General features: G+C 69.0%; 18 protein-coding genes. 9 read left to right on the top strand and 9 right to left on the bottom strand.

From position 1 onward, the window contains the following. Positions 1-17 precede the first annotated feature (17 nt). The 5 genes from C882_RS01775 (at position 18) to C882_RS22800 (ending at position 6,047) form a co-directional block, all read left to right on the top strand. The gene (locus tag C882_RS01775) at positions 18-1,400 is read left to right on the top strand and encodes a M16 family metallopeptidase (RefSeq protein ID WP_009538811.1); all 1,383 of its coding nucleotides are present in this window, start codon (positions 18-20) and stop codon (positions 1,398-1,400) included. A 256-nt stretch (positions 1,401-1,656) separates the two neighbouring features. Further along, positions 1,657-2,184 (top strand): bacteriohemerythrin, encoded by a 528-nt coding sequence (locus C882_RS22810; protein ID WP_083875650.1) that lies wholly within the window; start codon positions 1,657-1,659, stop codon positions 2,182-2,184. 120 nt (positions 2,185-2,304) lie between these two features. Continuing rightward, on the top strand, positions 2,305-3,942 hold the full coding sequence (gene pgi / locus C882_RS01765) for a glucose-6-phosphate isomerase (RefSeq protein ID WP_009538809.1): 1,638 nt from the start codon (positions 2,305-2,307) through the stop codon (positions 3,940-3,942). Positions 3,943-4,062: 120 nt separating this feature from the next. Next, the gene (locus tag C882_RS22805) at positions 4,063-4,644 is read left to right on the top strand and encodes a molybdopterin-dependent oxidoreductase (RefSeq protein WP_009538808.1); all 582 of its coding nucleotides are present in this window, start codon (positions 4,063-4,065) and stop codon (positions 4,642-4,644) included. Positions 4,645-4,652: 8 nt separating this feature from the next. After that, positions 4,653-6,047 (top strand): sensor histidine kinase, encoded by a 1,395-nt coding sequence (locus C882_RS22800; RefSeq protein WP_009538807.1) that lies wholly within the window; start codon positions 4,653-4,655, stop codon positions 6,045-6,047. Positions 6,048-6,092: 45 nt separating this feature from the next. Here C882_RS22800 and C882_RS01750 read toward each other — a convergent pair whose 3' ends face one another. The 3 genes from C882_RS01750 to C882_RS01740 form a co-directional block, all read right to left on the bottom strand. Beyond that, positions 6,093-6,872 (bottom strand): SDR family NAD(P)-dependent oxidoreductase, encoded by a 780-nt coding sequence (locus C882_RS01750; RefSeq protein WP_009538806.1) that lies wholly within the window; start codon positions 6,870-6,872, stop codon positions 6,093-6,095. 62 nt (positions 6,873-6,934) lie between these two features. Continuing rightward, the gene (locus C882_RS01745; protein WP_009538805.1) at positions 6,935-7,312 is read right to left on the bottom strand and encodes a cupin domain-containing protein; all 378 of its coding nucleotides are present in this window, start codon (positions 7,310-7,312) and stop codon (positions 6,935-6,937) included. After that, positions 7,302-8,390, bottom strand: coding sequence for a quinone-dependent dihydroorotate dehydrogenase (locus C882_RS01740; RefSeq protein WP_009538804.1), 1,089 nt, complete (start codon positions 8,388-8,390; stop codon positions 7,302-7,304). Before C882_RS01740 ends, C882_RS01745 begins: the two co-directional genes overlap by 11 nt. A gap of 194 nt (positions 8,391-8,584) precedes the next feature. Here C882_RS01740 and C882_RS01735 point away from each other — a divergent pair, with 194 nt between their 5' ends. Beyond that, entirely contained in the window at positions 8,585-8,998 is a 414-nt protein-coding gene (locus C882_RS01735; protein ID WP_009538803.1) for a bacteriohemerythrin, read from the top strand. Positions 8,999-9,501: 503 nt separating this feature from the next. Here C882_RS01735 and C882_RS01730 read toward each other — a convergent pair. Beyond that, on the bottom strand, positions 9,502-9,702 hold the full coding sequence (locus tag C882_RS01730; RefSeq protein ID WP_009538802.1) for a hypothetical protein: 201 nt from the start codon (positions 9,700-9,702) through the stop codon (positions 9,502-9,504). Positions 9,703-9,857: 155 nt separating this feature from the next. Further along, positions 9,858-10,376, bottom strand: a complete 519-nt coding sequence (locus C882_RS22795) for a hypothetical protein (protein ID WP_009538801.1) — start codon at positions 10,374-10,376, stop codon at positions 9,858-9,860. Between the two features lie 200 nt (positions 10,377-10,576). Here C882_RS22795 and C882_RS01720 point away from each other — a divergent pair, with 200 nt between their 5' ends. Then, the gene (locus C882_RS01720; RefSeq protein WP_009538800.1) at positions 10,577-11,320 is read left to right on the top strand and encodes an SDR family NAD(P)-dependent oxidoreductase; all 744 of its coding nucleotides are present in this window, start codon (positions 10,577-10,579) and stop codon (positions 11,318-11,320) included. Between the two features lie 50 nt (positions 11,321-11,370). Here C882_RS01720 and C882_RS01715 read toward each other — a convergent pair whose 3' ends face one another. The 4 genes from C882_RS01715 to ispH form a co-directional block, all read right to left on the bottom strand. After that, on the bottom strand, positions 11,371-11,799 hold the full coding sequence (locus C882_RS01715; protein WP_009538799.1) for a PACE efflux transporter: 429 nt from the start codon (positions 11,797-11,799) through the stop codon (positions 11,371-11,373). 268 nt (positions 11,800-12,067) lie between these two features. Next, a complete protein-coding gene (gene rnhA, locus C882_RS01710; protein ID WP_009538798.1) occupies positions 12,068-12,547 on the bottom strand; it encodes a ribonuclease HI in 480 nt (159 codons plus the stop codon). Then, a complete protein-coding gene (locus C882_RS01705; RefSeq protein WP_009538797.1) occupies positions 12,544-13,521 on the bottom strand; it encodes a homoserine kinase in 978 nt (325 codons plus the stop codon). The genes rnhA and C882_RS01705 overlap by 4 nt, the downstream gene beginning before the upstream one ends. 65 nt (positions 13,522-13,586) lie before the next feature. After that, a complete protein-coding gene (gene ispH, locus C882_RS01700; protein WP_009538796.1) occupies positions 13,587-14,546 on the bottom strand; it encodes a 4-hydroxy-3-methylbut-2-enyl diphosphate reductase in 960 nt (319 codons plus the stop codon). Positions 14,547-14,709: 163 nt separating this feature from the next. On the opposite strand from ispH, the gene C882_RS01695 reads away from it, so the two are divergent. Both C882_RS01695 and C882_RS01690 read left to right on the top strand, forming a co-directional pair. Continuing rightward, on the top strand, positions 14,710-14,964 hold the full coding sequence (locus C882_RS01695) for a CDGSH iron-sulfur domain-containing protein (RefSeq protein WP_009538795.1): 255 nt from the start codon (positions 14,710-14,712) through the stop codon (positions 14,962-14,964). 79 nt (positions 14,965-15,043) lie between these two features. Then, positions 15,044-15,646 (top strand): hypothetical protein, encoded by a 603-nt coding sequence (locus C882_RS01690; protein WP_009538794.1) that lies wholly within the window; start codon positions 15,044-15,046, stop codon positions 15,644-15,646. Positions 15,647-15,658: the final 12 nt, after the last annotated feature.

Here is a 15,658-nt window from a genome sequence, read left to right as displayed (position 1 = left end):
CAGAAGGACGCTCTGCCATGACCGCCATGATCTCCGCCCTTCTGCCGCGCGGCCGCCGCGTTCTGGCCGCTGGTGCCGCCCTCGCCGTCGCCGGGCTGCTCGCCCTGCCCTCGCCCGCACGGGCCATTGTCGAAGTGGAGCGTGTCGTCTCCGACCAGGGCATCGAAGCCTGGCTGGCCGAGGACCACACGCTGCCCATCGTTTCGCTGAAGTTCTCCTTCCGGGGCGGCTCGGCACTGGACCCCGAGGACAAGCAGGGGCTCGCCAACATGGTCTCGGGCCTGCTGGACGAGGGCGCCGGCGACATGGACAGCTTCGCCTTCCAGTCCAAGCTGCAGGACCTGGCCATCTCCATCAGCTTCGACGCCGGGCGCGACAGCTTCTCCGGCAGCCTGCGAACCATCACGGAAAACCAGGAGACGGCCTTCGACCTGCTGGAGGCTGCCATCACGGCGCCGCGCTTCGACGAGGAACCGGTGGAGCGCATCCGCAACCAGATCCTCACGGGCCTGCGGTTCGACCAGACCGATCCCAACACCATCGCCAGCCAGCGCTGGTTCGACGAAGCCTTCCCCGACCACCCCTACGCCAAGCGCCCGGAAGGGACGCCGGAAACGGTGAAGGCCATCACGACCGCCGACCTGGAAACGTTCGTCGACACCCGCTTCACCCGCGACCGGCTGGTGATCGGCGTGGCGGGCGCCATTTCGCCGGAAGAGTTGAAGCCGGTGCTGGACGCGGTGTTCGGCAGCCTGCCCGGCACCAGCGACCTGCCCGCGGTGCCCGACGTCGACCCGACGTTCGCGGGCGAGACCATCTTCGTCGAGATGGACATCCCGCAGACGGTCGCCATTTTTGGCCATGGCGGCATTCCGCGCGACGATCCGGACTTCTATCCGGCCTACGTCCTGAACTACATCCTGGGCGGCGGCGGCTTCGCCTCGCGCCTGATGGAGGAGGTGCGCGAGGAGCGCGGGCTGGCCTATTCCGTCTACAGCTACCTCTACCCGCTGGAGCACGCGGCGCTGATGATCGGCGGCGTGGCGACCGAACGGGCGCGCTTCGACACCTCGCTGGAAGTCATCCGCGACGAGTGGCGCAAGATGGCGCAGGCGGGCCCCAGCCGGCAGGAACTGACCGACGCCAAGACCTACCTGACCGGCGCTTTCCCGCTGCGGTTCTCCTCCACCGGCGCCATCGCGTCGATCCTGACCGGCATGCAGCTCGACGATCTGCCCATCGACCACCTGGAAACCCGCAACGACAAGGTCGAGGCGGTGACCATGGAGGACGTGCAGCGCGTGGCGGAGCGCCTGCTCAAGCCCGGGAACCTGCTGGTGGTCGCGGTCGGCAAGGCGGCGGAAGCGGCGGAGCAGACGAACGGAGATGCGTCCAACTGATGCCCCTGCGGCCCGATGGGATACGGCGTGTCGGCAAAGGTCGCCGGCGCCGTATCTCTTAGGCTCTTGAAGGCCTTGGTCTTAATCCATTGCCGGTCAGTTCTATGCCGTAAGACCAAGTGCATCATTCAGGGTCGGCGCGGTATATTTGTTTCAACGGGCGGCGTGGCGCCTTTGCGCAGCCGCCCGTATTCAATTCTTCCGCACCATGCGGAGGGGCTGCGCGTTCACCCGGAACGCAGGGGAGTTGGCCGCCATGTCGAGTTTGACCTGGAGCACGGACATGAGCGTCGGCGCCGAGGCGCTGGACGCAGACCACCGGGCGCTGCTCGACCTGGTCCGGCGCCTGGACGAGTCCGTTCGCGCCCGCGAGCCGTTCGAGATCGTCGCCAGCCTGCTCACCGTCGCCACCGAACTGACCGAGGCCCACATCCGCCGCGAGGAGGACGTGCTGCGCCGCCTGAACATGGGCGTGGACGCCGAACACGCCCATGCGCACCAGGCTTTCCTCACGTGGTCGCGGCGTCTGCGCGACGATTTCATCCGCACCCGCGACGCCGGCCGCGTGCGCTCGGTCATGCCGGTGATCCGCGACTGGTGGCACTTTCACGTGTGCGACCAGGACATGGTGGACCGCCCCCTCTTCACCGCCAACGCCGACCGCATCGAGGCCATCCTGGCCGACTCCAGCCTCGCCGAGCCGATCCTGGACAGCGGACCGCTGCACTGGCCCGACGCGCCGGCGCCGGTGGTCGGCCTGCGGTTTGCGCCGGGCGCCGTCTGAGGACTCTTCAAGGGTCACGGAAATATCTCGGAGCGCCGCCTGTTCCGGTGTGATGAAGCCTGATAGCCTTCCCTGTCGTTGGTTGGTCAGCATCCATTGGATCAGGAGGGACATCACCTCATGGCGCGTCTGACAGAGAGCCCGGCCTATCAGGCCCTCGCCGATCATCACGGCAGAATCGCCGACCTGCACCTGCGGGACCTGTTCGCCGACGACCCCGGCCGCTTCGACGCCCTGTCGCGACGGCTCGACGGCATGCTGGTGGATTTCTCCAAGAACCGGGTGACGGCCGAGACGCTCTCCCTGCTGATCGACCTTGCCCGCGACCGCGGGCTGGAAGCCCGGCGCGACGCCATGTTCGCCGGCGAGGCCATCAACACCACCGAGGGCCGCGCCGTCCTGCACACGGCCTTGCGCAACCGCTCCGGCCGGCCCGTCATGGTCGACGGCGAGGACGTCATGCCCAAGGTCCACGGCGTGCTGGACTGCATGCGCGACTTCACGGCCCGCGTGCGCAGCGGCGACTGGACGGGGGCGACCGGCAAGCGCATCACAGACGTGGTCAACATCGGCATCGGCGGCTCCGACCTCGGGCCCCGCATGGTGGTGGAGGCGCTGAGGCCCTGGGCGCAGGACGGGCCGCGCGTGCGCTTCGTCTCCAACGTCGACGGCAGCGACATCGCCGAGGTTCTGAAGGCCTGCGATCCGCATTCCACGCTGTTCCTGGTGGCGTCCAAGACCTTCACGACGCAGGAGACGCTGACCAACGCCCACACCGCGCGGGACTGGATCGTCCAGGCCCTGGGCGAAGACGCCGTGGCGTCCCACTTCGCCGCCCTGTCCACCAACAGCAAGGCGGTGGCGACATTCGGCATCGACACGGACGTGATGTTCGAGTTCTGGGACTGGGTCGGGGGGCGCTATTCCCTGTGGTCGGCCATCGGCCTTCCCATCGCCCTGGCCGTCGGCTTCGACCGGTTCGAGGCGCTGCTGGAGGGCGCCCACGCCATGGACGAGCACTTCCGCACGGCGCCGCTGGACCAGAACATCCCGGTGCTGATGGGGATGATCGGCCTGTGGTACGTGGACTTCTTCGGTGCCGACAGCTATGCCGTGCTGCCCTACGACCAGTACATGCACCGCTTCCCGGCGCACCTCCAGCAACTGGACATGGAAAGCAACGGCAAACGGGTGGCGCTGGACGGCACGGCCATGGACGTCCAGACCGGGCCGGTCCTGTTCGGCGAGCCCGGCACCAACGGCCAGCACAGCTTCTACCAGCTGATCCACCAGGGCACGCACCTGATCCCCTGCGATTTCATCGCGCCGGCGCGCACCCAGAATCCGCTGGGCGAGCACCATCCCATTCTGCTCTCCAACTTCTTCGCCCAGACCGAAGCCCTGATGCGCGGCAAGACGGAGGCCGAGGTACGGCGCGAGCTTGCCGACAAGGGCATGGGCGAGGACGAGATCGCCGCCGCCCTGCCGCACCGCGTCTTCCCCGGAAACCGGCCGTCCACCTCGATCCTGGTCGAGGAGGTCAACCCGCGCGCCCTGGGCATGCTGGTGGCGCTGTACGAGCACAAGGTGTTCGTCCAGGGTACCATCTGGGGCGTGAACAGTTTCGACCAGTGGGGCGTGGAACTGGGCAAGCAGCTCGCCAAGGGCATCCTCCCCGAACTGATGGCCGGCGACCCGGTGGACAGCCATGACGCCTCCACCAACGGGCTCATCAATGCCTGGCTGGACATGCGCTGACCGCAGGACCGCACGTCCTGCGCGACGGCTGCCCCGGCTACACAACGATCAGCCGCTATGATAGCGTCCCAGGGTCTGGGGTCCGTTGCGCCAACGGACCCCTGCCGAGGGGGGCTATGCATGAACGAGACGCGAGGAAACCCGCGGCGGGTCCTGCTGGGGCTTGGCCTGCTGCTGCTTGTCCTGGGCGCGGCGGCCGGCATGGTGCTGGGCGGCGGCGCGGCGCCTGACGTGGTGAAAAAGGCGGGCGACGTGCCGCCGCTGGACGCCGAGTCACCGATCCGCCTGCGCGTGACCGCCGCCGACGGCACGGAAACCACGCTGACCGGCACCGACCTGGAGGGCCTCGGCCTGTGGACGGCCGACACGCGCACCTATTGGCCCGACGACGAGGGCCCCTTCAGCGGACCGCGCCTGCGCGACGTGCTGGCGGCGACCGGCCTGGACGGGGCGGAGGCCGTGCGCCTCACCGCCGCCGACGACTACTCCATCGTCATCCCCCGTGCCGACTGGACCACATGGCCGATCCTGCTGGCGACGCGCGACTCCGGCAGGGCCATTCCGGTGGAGGACAAGGGCCCGCTGCGCGTGATCTACCCGCGCGACATGGATGCGGCCCTGGATGAACGGGTCTACGGGCTGCGCTCGGCCTGGATGGTGGAACGCCTCGCGCCGGCCTCGGCCGACGCGGTGACCCGGTGACTCCGCCAATGACGACCGCACCGCGGCGTCCCCTGCCGTCCCGGCGATGGCTGCTGCCGGCGGCGGCGCTGCTGGTGGCGGCCGTGGCCGCCGGCGTCGGATTCTACGTCTGGACCACCACCGTCAGCATCGAACGCACGCTGGCCCGCGACGCCCACACGCTGGTCCGCCAGAGCGCGACGCTCGCCACCGAAACCGCCGACCTCGCCATGAAGCTGCGGCGGATGGCGGTCGACCCCGGCCCCGATCCGGCGCAGCTTCTCGACCGCGCCCGCCGCAGCCGCGCCATGGCCGCCGCCCGGCTGACCGTGGTCGCCAACGGCGCTTCGGCCGTACCAGGCATGCGGCTGGACGGGCTGGACACCCTGCGCCCGCTGCTGGGCGAAGCGGACGCGGCGCTGGCCACGGCCGCCACGCCCCGACCGGCAGCCCTTCTGGACCTGGCCGACCGGCTGGACGCCTTGCGCCCGGTACTGGTGGAAACCGCGGTCCAGGCGGACCAGTTCTCGACCACCATCATCGGCCGCCAGAGCCTGTTCCTGGAGCAGATGCGCAGTGCCGTGCTGGCCTTCGTCGCCCTCTCGGGCACGGGCGGCGTCATCATCCTGCTGCTGCTCGACCGCTTGCGGGGCGCCCGCCACCGCGCCGAGGCCGCCGCGGCCGAGGCCGGGGCCGCCGCCCGCGACCTGGAACGCTCCAACGCCGAGTTGGCGCAGTTCGCCTACGTCGCCAGCCACGACCTGCGCGAACCCCTGCGCATGGTGACCAGCTACATGTCCCTGCTCGACCGGCGGTACGGCGGGAGCATGGCGCCGGAAGCGCGGGAGTTCATGCAACATGCCTCGGACGGCGCCAAGCGCATGGACCGGCTGGTCCTCGACCTGCTGGAATACTCCCGCGTCGGCCGCGGCGAGGCCGCAGTCGACGCCGTGGACCTGGACCGGGTCCTCGACGCCGCGCTGGAGAACCTGCGGGTGGCGCGGGAAGAGGCCGGCGCCGTCATCGATCGGCCCAAGACCCTGCCGTCGGTGCCGGGATCGCCCGGTGACCTGACGCGGCTGTTCCAGAACCTGATCGGCAACGCGCTGAAGTACCGCAGCCCCGACCGCCCGCCGCGCATCGAAATCGGCTGCGCCCCGCTGACGGGCGATGCGGGCGAAGGACTGCACCTGTGGATCGCCGACAATGGCATCGGCATGGACCCACGGTACACCGAGCGCGTTTTCGGCCTGTTCCAGCGCCTGCACCCCCGCGGGTCCTACGAGGGCACAGGCATCGGCCTGGCCGTCGTCCGCAAGGTGGTGGAGCGCCACGGCGGGCGGGCCTGGATCGACTCGACACACGGCGAGGGCACCACCGTGCACGTGGTGCTGGGCGCCGCGCGGGCGACGCGGGCGGCATGACACCGCGCGACAGGGAATCCTGGCCCCGTCGCGCGATCCCCGGATTCAGTCCTCCTTGACCGGCACCGTGTAGTTCAGCGCCAGACGGCCGCCGTCGGCGTAGATGCACTGGCCGGTGACGTAGCTGGAGTCGTCGGTCGCCAGGAAGACGGCGATGCCGGCGATCTCGTCGGGCTCGCCAATGCGGCCCAGGGGGGTGCGGCTCATGATCTTGTTGCGCGCCGCGGGGTCGGAGTTCACCGCCTGCAGCACCTCGGTCATGATGGAGCCGGGGCCGATGGCGTTCACCCGGATGCCCTTGTCGGCCAGCGCCAGCGCCATGGTCTTGGTCAGCTGGTTGACGCCGCCCTTTGCGACCACGTACGGCGTAATGGTGGGGATCGCCATCACCGCGTTGACCGACGACATGTTGATGATGGCGCCGCCCTCGCCCTGCGCCGCCATCTGCCGCGCCGCCGCCTGGCCGCACAGGAACACGCCCTTCAGGTTCACGCGCAGGACGCGGTCGAAGTCCTCTTCCGTCAGGTCCAGGAAATCGCAGGCATGCACGATGCCCGCGTTGGCGACCATGATGTCCAGCCGGCCGTAGGCATCCACCGCATCGGCCACCAGGCTGTCCACCTGGGCCTTGTCGCCGACATCGCAGGTGACGAACATCGCCGTTCCGCCCTCGGCCGTGATGGTGTCGACGGCGGCCTGACCGCGTTCCTCGTTGATGTCGGCCAGCACCACCTTGGCGCCCTCGGCGGCGTAGCGCTTGGCGCAGGCGAGCCCGATGCCGGCCGATGCGCCGGTGACGATGGCAACCTTGCCGGACAGTCTCATGGCGTTGATACCTCCCTGAAAAGCTTCAGTGTTCCAGCCTGGACGCCCGTCGGACAGGGCCATTACCGGGGTGTGCGGTCGCCGGTGGCGCGCGGGGCGGAGATCACCAGGACGCGCAGCTCGCCGTCCGAGTCGTTGCGGATGGCGTGCGCCTGCTTGGGCGCCACCATGACGCCGTCGCCGGGGCCCAGGGCGTGGGTGCGCTCGGCGACGTCCATCACCGCCTCGCCCTGCAGCACATAGAAGAACTGGCGCGAAAAGGTATGGCTGTGGCGCTGCTCGGCCGTGCCCGGCGGCATGACCTCCTCCACCACCGTCAGGTCCTGGCCCTCCAGCAGGCGCCAGGCCTGGCACTGGCCGTCGTTCCAGTAGTAGGCGTCCGCCGTCTCGCGGTTCATGACCAGCGGCAGCGGGCCGTCGTGCACCTGCTTACCCGGCATGGCGGGCGGCTCCCGTCTCTTCGGCATGATCGGCCCCGACGGCATCCGCCACCGAGGCGAAGCCGTCGCGTTTCAGGCAGTCGGCGAGTTCCGCCTTGATGGCGGGGATCAGCGGCGGCCCGCCGTAGATGAACGCCGTGTAGAGCTGAACCAGCGACGCGCCGGCGCGAATCTTGGCATAGGCATCGCGGCCAGACGCAATGCCGCCGACGCCCACCAGGGGAATGCGCCCGCCGGTCGCCTTGTACATGCGGCCCAGCAGGGCGGTGGAGGGCTCGAACAGGGGCCGGCCCGACAGCCCGCCCGTCTCGGCCTTGTGGCCGGAGCGCAGCGACTCGGGCCGGGCGATGGTGGTGTTGGAAACGATCAGGCCGTCGATGGCCTCGGCCGTCACCACGGCGGCGATGTCCGATTCGTCCTCGGCCGTCAGGTCCGGGGCGATCTTCAGCAGCAGCGGCGGCGCCTTTTCCGCCGGCATGGCGGCGCGGGCGCGGCGGATCAGGTCGATCAGCGGCTCGCGCCCCTGCAACGCCCGCAGCCCCGGCGTGTTGGGGCTGGAGACGTTGAGCGTCAGGAAGTCCGCCAGCGGCGCCAGGGTGCCGATCAGCCGGGCGTAGTCCTCTGCGGGGTCGTCGGTTTCCTTGTTGCGGCCCAGGTTGACGCCGACGATGGCCGCACCGCCTGCCTGTCGACGGGCGGCCAGACGCGCGGCGACCGCCTCCATGCCGTCGCTGTTCAGGCCGAACCGGTTGATGACGGCGCCGTCCTCCTCCAGCCGGAAGACGCGCGGACGCGGGTTGCCGGGCTGCGGCCTGGGCGTGACGCCGCCCACCTCCACAAAGCCGAATCCCAGCCGCGCCAGGGCGTCGGGACACTCGGCGTGCTTGTCGAATCCGGCCGCCAGCCCGATGGGGTTGGCGAAGTCGCGGCCCCAGACGCGCGTGCGCAAAGCGGGCGGATCAGCGTGGGGAACGCCCGGCACCAGACCGCGCGCGAGCGCCGCGACGGCCATGCGGTGGGCAGTTTCCGGGTCCATGCGCCGCACCAGCGGCCAGGCGAGACTGTAGAGGTTCAGCATGGCCGCGACGTTAGCTCAAAGCCCGTCGCCTGACCAGCGCCGCAGGCGCCGGTTCGCGCCGCGTGGGGCCGTTCCGGGAGGCAAAGGCCGGTCCGGTCGAAAGTTTCCTTTGTCTCCCTCCGGCGAAAAATGTCATAACACTTTTGGGGCGAAGGGGCTGATGCGAGGTTTGATCGAGAGGGGGCGACGAGGAAATGCCGCTTCTGGCATGGCGCGAGGCGTTGAGTGTCGGGGATCCCCGGATCGACGAGGATCACAAGAAGCTCATCAGCTTCGTGAACGAATTGAACGACGCCATCGAGGGCCGCAAGAGCGACCGTGTCGTCGGCAAGATCATTCTCGAACTGGTGCAATACACCAAGGACCACTTCACGCGGGAAGAAGCCTGCATGAAGGGCGCGGACTATCCAGACTACGAGCGCCACAAGCAGATCCACCAGGCGCTGACGGCGCAGGTCCTGCTGATGGCGGAAAAGTATGTCCGCACGCCCACCGACGAGGTGAAGAAGGAACTCATTGATTTCCTGGCGGCCTGGCTGGTGGAGCACATCATCAAGGAAGACCGCAAGCTGGGCTCCTATCTGCAGGGCAAGCGCGTCTGGGTCTGAGCGGAGGCCAAGCCGATACATGGCGCCGCCGGGCCCAGGGCGGACGACCCTGCGGCCGTTCCTGAGGCGAAACCCTCCAGGGGCGGGGCCGCTTTCCGCCACTTATCCCACAACTTATCCACAGGGCGGCAATGTCGCAAGGCCTTGGGATTCCTGCATCCCTGCAAGCATAGCGGAAGTCGCACGCGCGATCTCCACAAGCGACACCAAGAACCCTGGCTGTTTCATGGCAGCGGACTCCACCTGCTAAGGCCGGGGATTTGCGGCAACGCGGCGTTATACACGATGGGGTAAATGTTACATCCTTGGAGGGAGTGCAGGACCAAACGGTTCCTGCCTGGCCGTTCGCGCACCGCCTCGTGCAATGCGCCCGAGGCGCCTTCCTCAAACGCAAAACGCACGCCCGTCCGCGTCTCCCTTCAAGACGCGGACAAGCGTGCGTTTCCGAGCGGCCTCCACGCCTGCGCTGCGCCGGAAGGCTGCGCGCAGGCGGCGGATGATCGTCAGTCGGCGTCGCCGGCGGGGGCGGTGGTCAGGTACATGACGACGCACAGCAGCGTGAACGTCATGAACAGCCCGAAGTAGGTGATGGCGGTCGCGACACCGGGCATCTGGAAGTTGCTGCCGATGTGGATCGCCAGGTAGACCAGAAGGCCAACGAGACCGATGAGCACGATGCCGAGCGTCTTGCCGGTAACGGACATGAGTACAACCCCTCTTATAACCGCGAACCGCGGTGACGATCGGTCTCCCCCTCCGACGGAAGAAACCCCAAAAACATCGCGTATTATGCCAGCATCCTCCGGCCTGTCCAGGGCTCGGCGGCATGCGTGTGTTTATGTCGGGGCGGGCGAGTCGGTTATGCCGGGTCGTCGCCTGTCGACGGAGCCCCGGCCGGGACGCGTGCCTGCGCATCGCCGCCATTGCCGCCATCACCCCCGTCGCCGCCAGTGGGCGTGGGCGAGTGGCGGCTAACCGGCCCGCGCGGCGGCCAGGCGGGGCGAGTCGCCACCTCCCGCCCGCCGCAGCCCGAACACACCACGTGCGCCGCCACTGCCGGCACGGGCGTCGCCGGCCCCATCTGGACGGCCAGCACGCGCACGGGCAGCACGGCATGGTGGCTGCAGCGATTGCACCAGCAGAAGACGTCGATGCCGAACTGCACCAAATTCCACAACGTCATCGGGCCGCCCTCGCCGTCCGGCGGCGGCGGCGCGGCGGAGGACGGCGGCGGCGGAGGCGCCTCGTGCGGGTTGTAGCGGCGCGGCTTGCGCGGGCGCGAGCCTTCCGTCACCTCGGCGGCGGGGGGAAAGGCGTCGGATACGCGCGACGACGGGGGCGCCGCGGCGGGCGCGGCGTCGGAACGGCGGCGGGACATGGCGGCATGCTCCGGCGGATGGGTGGCTGTCTGAATGAGAACATATACGGAACATGCACCGCGCGGCAACGGGATTCCGAATCAGGCGAAACGTCGGTCGGGGCACCCATTGCGCTCGCGCATTGTCAGCCGGCGGCGGGGCGGGCATGATGCCCCCTCGCCCTGATCGGGCACTCCCTTGCACAGAGATTTCAGGACCCATGACCGGACGACTTCAGGACCGCATCTGCCTCATCACCGGCGCCTCGCGCGGCATCGGACGGGCCGTCGCCCTGCGCTTCGCCGACGAGGGCGCGACCGTCATCGCGCTCGCCAAGACCCAGGGCGCGCTGGAGGAACTGGACGACGAGATCAAGGCTCGCACGGGCCGCAACGCCGTCCTGGTCGCCGAGGACCTGACCGACTACGACAAGATCGATCAGGTGGGCGCGGCGCTCTACCAGCGCTACGGCCGGCTGGACGCGCTGGTCGGCAACGCCGGCGTGCTGGGGATGCTGGCGCCGGTCGGCCACATCGGCATCAAGGAATGGCAGTCCTGCATGGACGTGAACGTCACCGCCAACTGGCGGCTGATCCGCGCCATGGACCCGCTGCTGCGCCAGTCCGACGCCGGTCGCGCGCTCTTCGTGACCTCGGGCGTCGCCGGCGCCGACGGCCGCCCGTACTGGGGTGCCTACGCGGCGTCCAAGGCGGCCCTGGAATGCCTTGTGAAGACCTACGCCCACGAGGTGGAGAACACCACCGCCATCAAGGCCAACATCCTGGACCCCGGCCGCATCCGCACCCGCATGCGCGCCACCGCCTATCCCGGCGAGAACCCGGAAACCCTGCCGCCGCCGGAAGCCATCACCGGCACCTTCGTGGACATGGCCTCGCCGGAGTGGACGGACACCGCGCAGGTGGTGAAGGCCAAGATCGAGGGCTGGGAGAAGCCGGCTGGGTGACGAACGACAGCGGCGCGACGCCCGCCGTCCGGCATCGCGCCGCCTCGTCCTCAGGTCTGCCGGGCGAAATCCGGAGCGGGGAAGATCGTGTCGTATGCCCATGTGAAGACGAAGGCGTAAACGATGTAGAACGCCGCAAAAAACACGTCCATCACGAAGGCATCCACCAGGGAAATCCCAAGCCACCAGGCAATCAGCGGCAGCAGCGCCAGCAACAGCCCGCCTTCGAAGCCGATGGCATGGACGACCCTTAGCACCAGCGTCTTGCGCGTGTGCCCCCGACGCCACCGCAGAAGGTGGTCGAAACCCAGATTATAGATGTAGTTCCAGGCGGTCGCGATGGTGGCGGCGATGACCGCCAGGGCACCGACCTCTCCCATGCCCACCCCGAACAGCCAGGACGCCAGCGGCGTGATCGCCAGAAGGCCGATCAGTTCGAAGCTGACGGCCTGGCGGATGCGATCCCACGTCGTGCGCACGAAAAGTCCTCCGGCTCTCGCGTCGGGCCGTCCCGAATGCTGATCCCGATTGGGGGAGGTCGTCCTCATACGCCTCGATGATTGAAATCATCGAGGCTGCGGTGTGCGCGCTTCCGCGCACGCCTTCGGCTCCAAGCGGCACGCAGCCTCACGCGCCACTAGGCGCGGCGGCCGGTCGGCCTTGCCGGACGACAACTGTATGTTTTCAAGTGTCGTCCGGTATCACCTTGCGGCGGGCTCCGACCGGCCCGCCGGACCGCGGCGGCCCTCAGTCCGCCTTCTCTGCCGCCTCTTGCCCGCCGATGGTCTTGATGGCCCCGCGGGCCAGCGCGTCGGCGCGCTCGTTCTCGGCGTGGCCGGCGTGGCCTTTCACCCAGTGCCACTCCACCGTATGACGGCGCGCTGCGGCGTCGAGTTCCTGCCACAGTTCGGCGTTCTTGACGGGCTTTTTGCCGGCGGTCTTCCAGCCGTTCTTCTTCCAGCCGAAAATCCACTTGGTGATGCCGTCCATCACGTACTTGCTGTCGGTGTAGACGTCCACCGTGCAAGGCCGCGTGAGCGCGTTCAGGCCCTCGATGACGGCCATCATCTCCATGCGGTTGTTGGTTGTCTGGGCCTCGCCGCCCGACAGTTCCTTCTCCACGCCCTTGAAGCGCAGGATGGCGCCCCAGCCGCCCGGCCCCGGATTGCCCGAGCACGCGCCGTCGGTGTACAGCTCCACCGTCTTGTTGCCCGCGTCCTCGCTCATGCCACGTCCGCCGGGTCGAGGCCGTAGGCCGCCGCGCTGTCCACCTGCTGATGAAAGACCAGCTTGTGCAGGTACTCGCCCGGGTCCTTGCGCTTGACCATGGCCCCTTCCGGCGTGTTCACCCAGTCATACAGGCGGGTCAGCAGGAACCGCATCGCCGCGCCCCGGCACAGGATCGGCAGCGCCTCCAACTCCGCCTTGCTGACGGGCTTGAGGCGGCTGTAGGCCAGCAGCAGGTTGCGCGCCTTGGTGATGTTGAACTGCCCGTCGGGCTCGAAGCACCAGGCGTTCAGGCAGATGGCGATGTCGTAGGCAAAGGCGTCGGTGCAGGCGAAGTAGAAGTCGATCAGGCCGGAACACTTCTCGCCCAGGAAGAACACGTTGTCGGGGAACAGGTCGGCGTGGATGACGCCCGTCGGCAGGTCCCTGGGCCAGCGGGCCTCGAGCACGTCCAGTTCCCGCGCGACCGTCTCCCGCAGGCCCGGGCGCACCGAGTCGGCGGCGTCGGCGCAGCGGTCGAACAGGGGCCGCCAGCCGTCCACCGACAGGTCGTTGCGGCGGCTCATGGGGAAATCGGCGCCGGCGGCGTGCAGCTCCGCCATGGCCTTGCCCAGTTCGGCGGTGTGGTGCGGCAGGATGCGCTTGGGCCACATGCCGCGCAGGAAGCTGGTGATGGCAGCGGGACGTCCGCACAGTTCCCGCAGCGCCCGCCCGTCGCGGCCGTGGATGGGCGTGGGGCACTTCACGCCGCGCGCCGCCAGGTGGTCCAGCAGGTTCAGGAAGAACGGCAGGTCGTCCGGGTTCACCCGCTTTTCATACAGCGTCAGGATGTACGGCCCGGTGTCCGTCTGCAGCAGGTAGTTGGAATTCTCGACGCCCTCGGCGATGCCCTTGCAGCTTTCCACGGCGCCGATGTCGTACTCGGCGACGAAGGCTTCCAGGTCCTCGTCGGACACGTCGGTGTAAACGGCCATGCCTGCCCCGTTCCTTGCGATCCTGTTTCACTCGGCGCCCGTTCTAGCGCGCCGGGCGCCGATCGTCACGCACTCAGCGCGCGGGGCAGCTTGAAGGTGATGGTTTCCTCGGCAATGGTGGCGTCCTCCACCGTCACCGTGTAGCGCTGGCGGGCGGCGTCGACCACCTCTTCCACCAGCACCTCCGGCGCACTGGCCCCGGCGGTGATGCCCAGGCGCTTGACACCCGTCAGCGTCGACCAGTCGATGTCGGCGGCGCGCTGCACCAAAACGGCGCGGTCGCAGCCGGCGTCCTTCGCGGTCTCCACCAGACGGCGGGAGTTGCTGGAGTTGGGCGCGCCCAGAACCAGCAACGCATCCACGCCCGCCGCCATGGTCCGCACCGCCGCCTGGCGGTTGGTGGTGGCGTAGCAGATGTCTTCCTTGCGCGGGCCCTGGATGCTGGGGAAGCGGTCGCGCAGGGCTTCCACGATGCCGGCGGTCTCCTCCACCGACAGGGTGGTCTGGGTGACGAAGGCGAGGTTCTCGGGGTCCTCCACCGCCAGCGTGTCGACCTCCTCGCGCGTTTCCACCAGGATCATGCGGCCCTCGGGCACCTGGCCCATGGTGCCGATGACCTCGGGGTGGTTGGCGTGGCCGATGAGGATGATCTGGCGGCCGGCGGCGTGGTGGCGCTCCGCCTGGGTGTGCACCTTGCTGACCAGCGGACAGGTGGCGTCCAGGAACTCCAGCCCCCGGCGTCCGGCCTCCGCCGGCACGCGCTTGGGCACGCCGTGCGCGGAGAAGATGACCGGCGCGTCGTCGGGCACCTGGTCCAGTTCCTCCACGAACACCGCGCCCTTGTCCCGCAGGCCGTCGACGACGAACCGGTTATGGACGATCTCGTGCCGCACGTAGACCGGCGCTCCGTACTTGGCCAGCGCGCGTTCCACGATCTGGATGGCGCGGTCGACGCCGGCGCAGAAGCCGCGGGGGCCGGCAAGCACGAGGGTCAGCGGGGGCAGGAACTTCAGCGTTTCGGTCATGGAGCAGAGTATCCGGCTGGAATCCGGCGAAGATGCGGCAGCGTCTTGAGGTCGGCGCGGGACGCCCTCAGGTGAGGAGGACGGCCGCCCCATGCAATACCAGATCGCCCGGCGGCCCGGAAAGGGAAACCGCACCCGGCCTCACCCGCACAGGAGCGCGCCCATGCCCCAGGACACGCCCGCCGAGCCCCTCGTCACCCAGCCCGAGCCCTTCGCCGTGCAGGTCGAAGCCGGCCAGAAACTGTTCTGGTGCGCCTGCGGCCGGACGAAGAACGGCGCCTTCTGCGACGGGTCGCACAAGGGCACGGGCCTGAAACCCCTGGTGGAGGTTGCCGAGGACGCGGGGACCAAGTATCTCTGTGGCTGCAAGCGGACCACCACGCCGCCCTGGTGCGACGGCAGCCACGCCCGGCTGTAGATGCACACGGCTGGCGGCGTTTCGGCGGGTCCGCACCTCGGAATTCAAAGACCCTGCCACGCCTGTTCGGGACCCCGCCATGCCCTTTTCCGACACCGCCCGCGCCGCTGCCGCCACCGCCCCTGCCCGCCGCTTCGGCCGACTGGCGCTCGTGTTGGGAGGCGTGGCGGCACTGGGGGCCTGCTCGTCCCTCGGACTGGACCTGGACGACGAACCGCCGCCCCCCTGCCCGACGGTGCGCATCGACCGCGACACTGCACAAATGGTGCAGTACGCCGGCCAGGGCCGCGACATCACCGACATGACCTACGCCATCGAGATCCAGGGCTACGGCGGCGCCTGCGAATACGAGGACGACGCGGTCATCGTGCAGGTGGTGCCGCAGTTCCTGGTGGAGCGCGGCCCCGCCGCACCCGAAGGCACGGCGACGGGGACCTTTTCCTACTTCGCTGCGATCCCCAGCTATTACCCCGACCCGGCCGGCAAGCAGGTCTTCCCCCTGCGCTTCGCATTCGCCGATCCGGTGACGCCGGTGATGGCGGTGCGCGACGAACCCATCACCCTGACCCTTCCCCGCGCCCCCGGCGAGAGCCTGGCGGACGAGGACATTTACATCGGCCTGCAACTGACGCCGGAACAGCTCCAGCGCAACCGCGAGCGGTCGGCGGCAGGGGCGCGGTAGGGCGACGCACCG

Origin of the sequence: Caenispirillum salinarum AK4 (genome assembly GCF_000315795.1) — a bacterium.
Lineage (GTDB): Bacteria > Pseudomonadota > Alphaproteobacteria > Rhodospirillales > Rhodospirillaceae > Caenispirillum > Caenispirillum salinarum.
The sequence above is the reverse complement of the archived record's forward strand: the minus strand, read 5'-3'. Positions and strand labels throughout refer to the sequence as shown.

Coding starts and splice junctions, on each gene's coding strand:
- C882_RS01740 (WP_009538804.1), bottom strand. CDS start 8,390: ATGCTGAACCTCTACAGTCTCGCCTGGCCGCTGGTGCGGCGCATGGAC.
- C882_RS01775 (WP_009538811.1), top strand. CDS start 18: ATGACCGCCATGATCTCCGCCCTTCTGCCGCGCGGCCGCCGCGTTCTG.
- C882_RS01695 (WP_009538795.1), top strand. CDS start 14,710: ATGCCCCAGGACACGCCCGCCGAGCCCCTCGTCACCCAGCCCGAGCCC.
- pgi (WP_009538809.1), top strand. CDS start 2,305: ATGGCGCGTCTGACAGAGAGCCCGGCCTATCAGGCCCTCGCCGATCAT.
- C882_RS01750 (WP_009538806.1), bottom strand. CDS start 6,872: ATGAGACTGTCCGGCAAGGTTGCCATCGTCACCGGCGCATCGGCCGGC.
- C882_RS01745 (WP_009538805.1), bottom strand. CDS start 7,312: ATGCCGGGTAAGCAGGTGCACGACGGCCCGCTGCCGCTGGTCATGAAC.
- C882_RS01720 (WP_009538800.1), top strand. CDS start 10,577: ATGACCGGACGACTTCAGGACCGCATCTGCCTCATCACCGGCGCCTCG.
- C882_RS01705 (WP_009538797.1), bottom strand. CDS start 13,521: ATGGCCGTTTACACCGACGTGTCCGACGAGGACCTGGAAGCCTTCGTC.
- C882_RS01730 (WP_009538802.1), bottom strand. CDS start 9,702: ATGTCCGTTACCGGCAAGACGCTCGGCATCGTGCTCATCGGTCTCGTT.
- ispH (WP_009538796.1), bottom strand. CDS start 14,546: ATGACCGAAACGCTGAAGTTCCTGCCCCCGCTGACCCTCGTGCTTGCC.
- C882_RS01735 (WP_009538803.1), top strand. CDS start 8,585: ATGCCGCTTCTGGCATGGCGCGAGGCGTTGAGTGTCGGGGATCCCCGG.
- C882_RS22800 (WP_009538807.1), top strand. CDS start 4,653: ATGACGACCGCACCGCGGCGTCCCCTGCCGTCCCGGCGATGGCTGCTG.
- C882_RS22810 (WP_083875650.1), top strand. CDS start 1,657: ATGTCGAGTTTGACCTGGAGCACGGACATGAGCGTCGGCGCCGAGGCG.
- C882_RS22795 (WP_009538801.1), bottom strand. CDS start 10,376: ATGTCCCGCCGCCGTTCCGACGCCGCGCCCGCCGCGGCGCCCCCGTCG.
- C882_RS01690 (WP_009538794.1), top strand. CDS start 15,044: ATGCCCTTTTCCGACACCGCCCGCGCCGCTGCCGCCACCGCCCCTGCC.
- C882_RS22805 (WP_009538808.1), top strand. CDS start 4,063: ATGAACGAGACGCGAGGAAACCCGCGGCGGGTCCTGCTGGGGCTTGGC.
- rnhA (WP_009538798.1), bottom strand. CDS start 12,547: ATGAGCGAGGACGCGGGCAACAAGACGGTGGAGCTGTACACCGACGGC.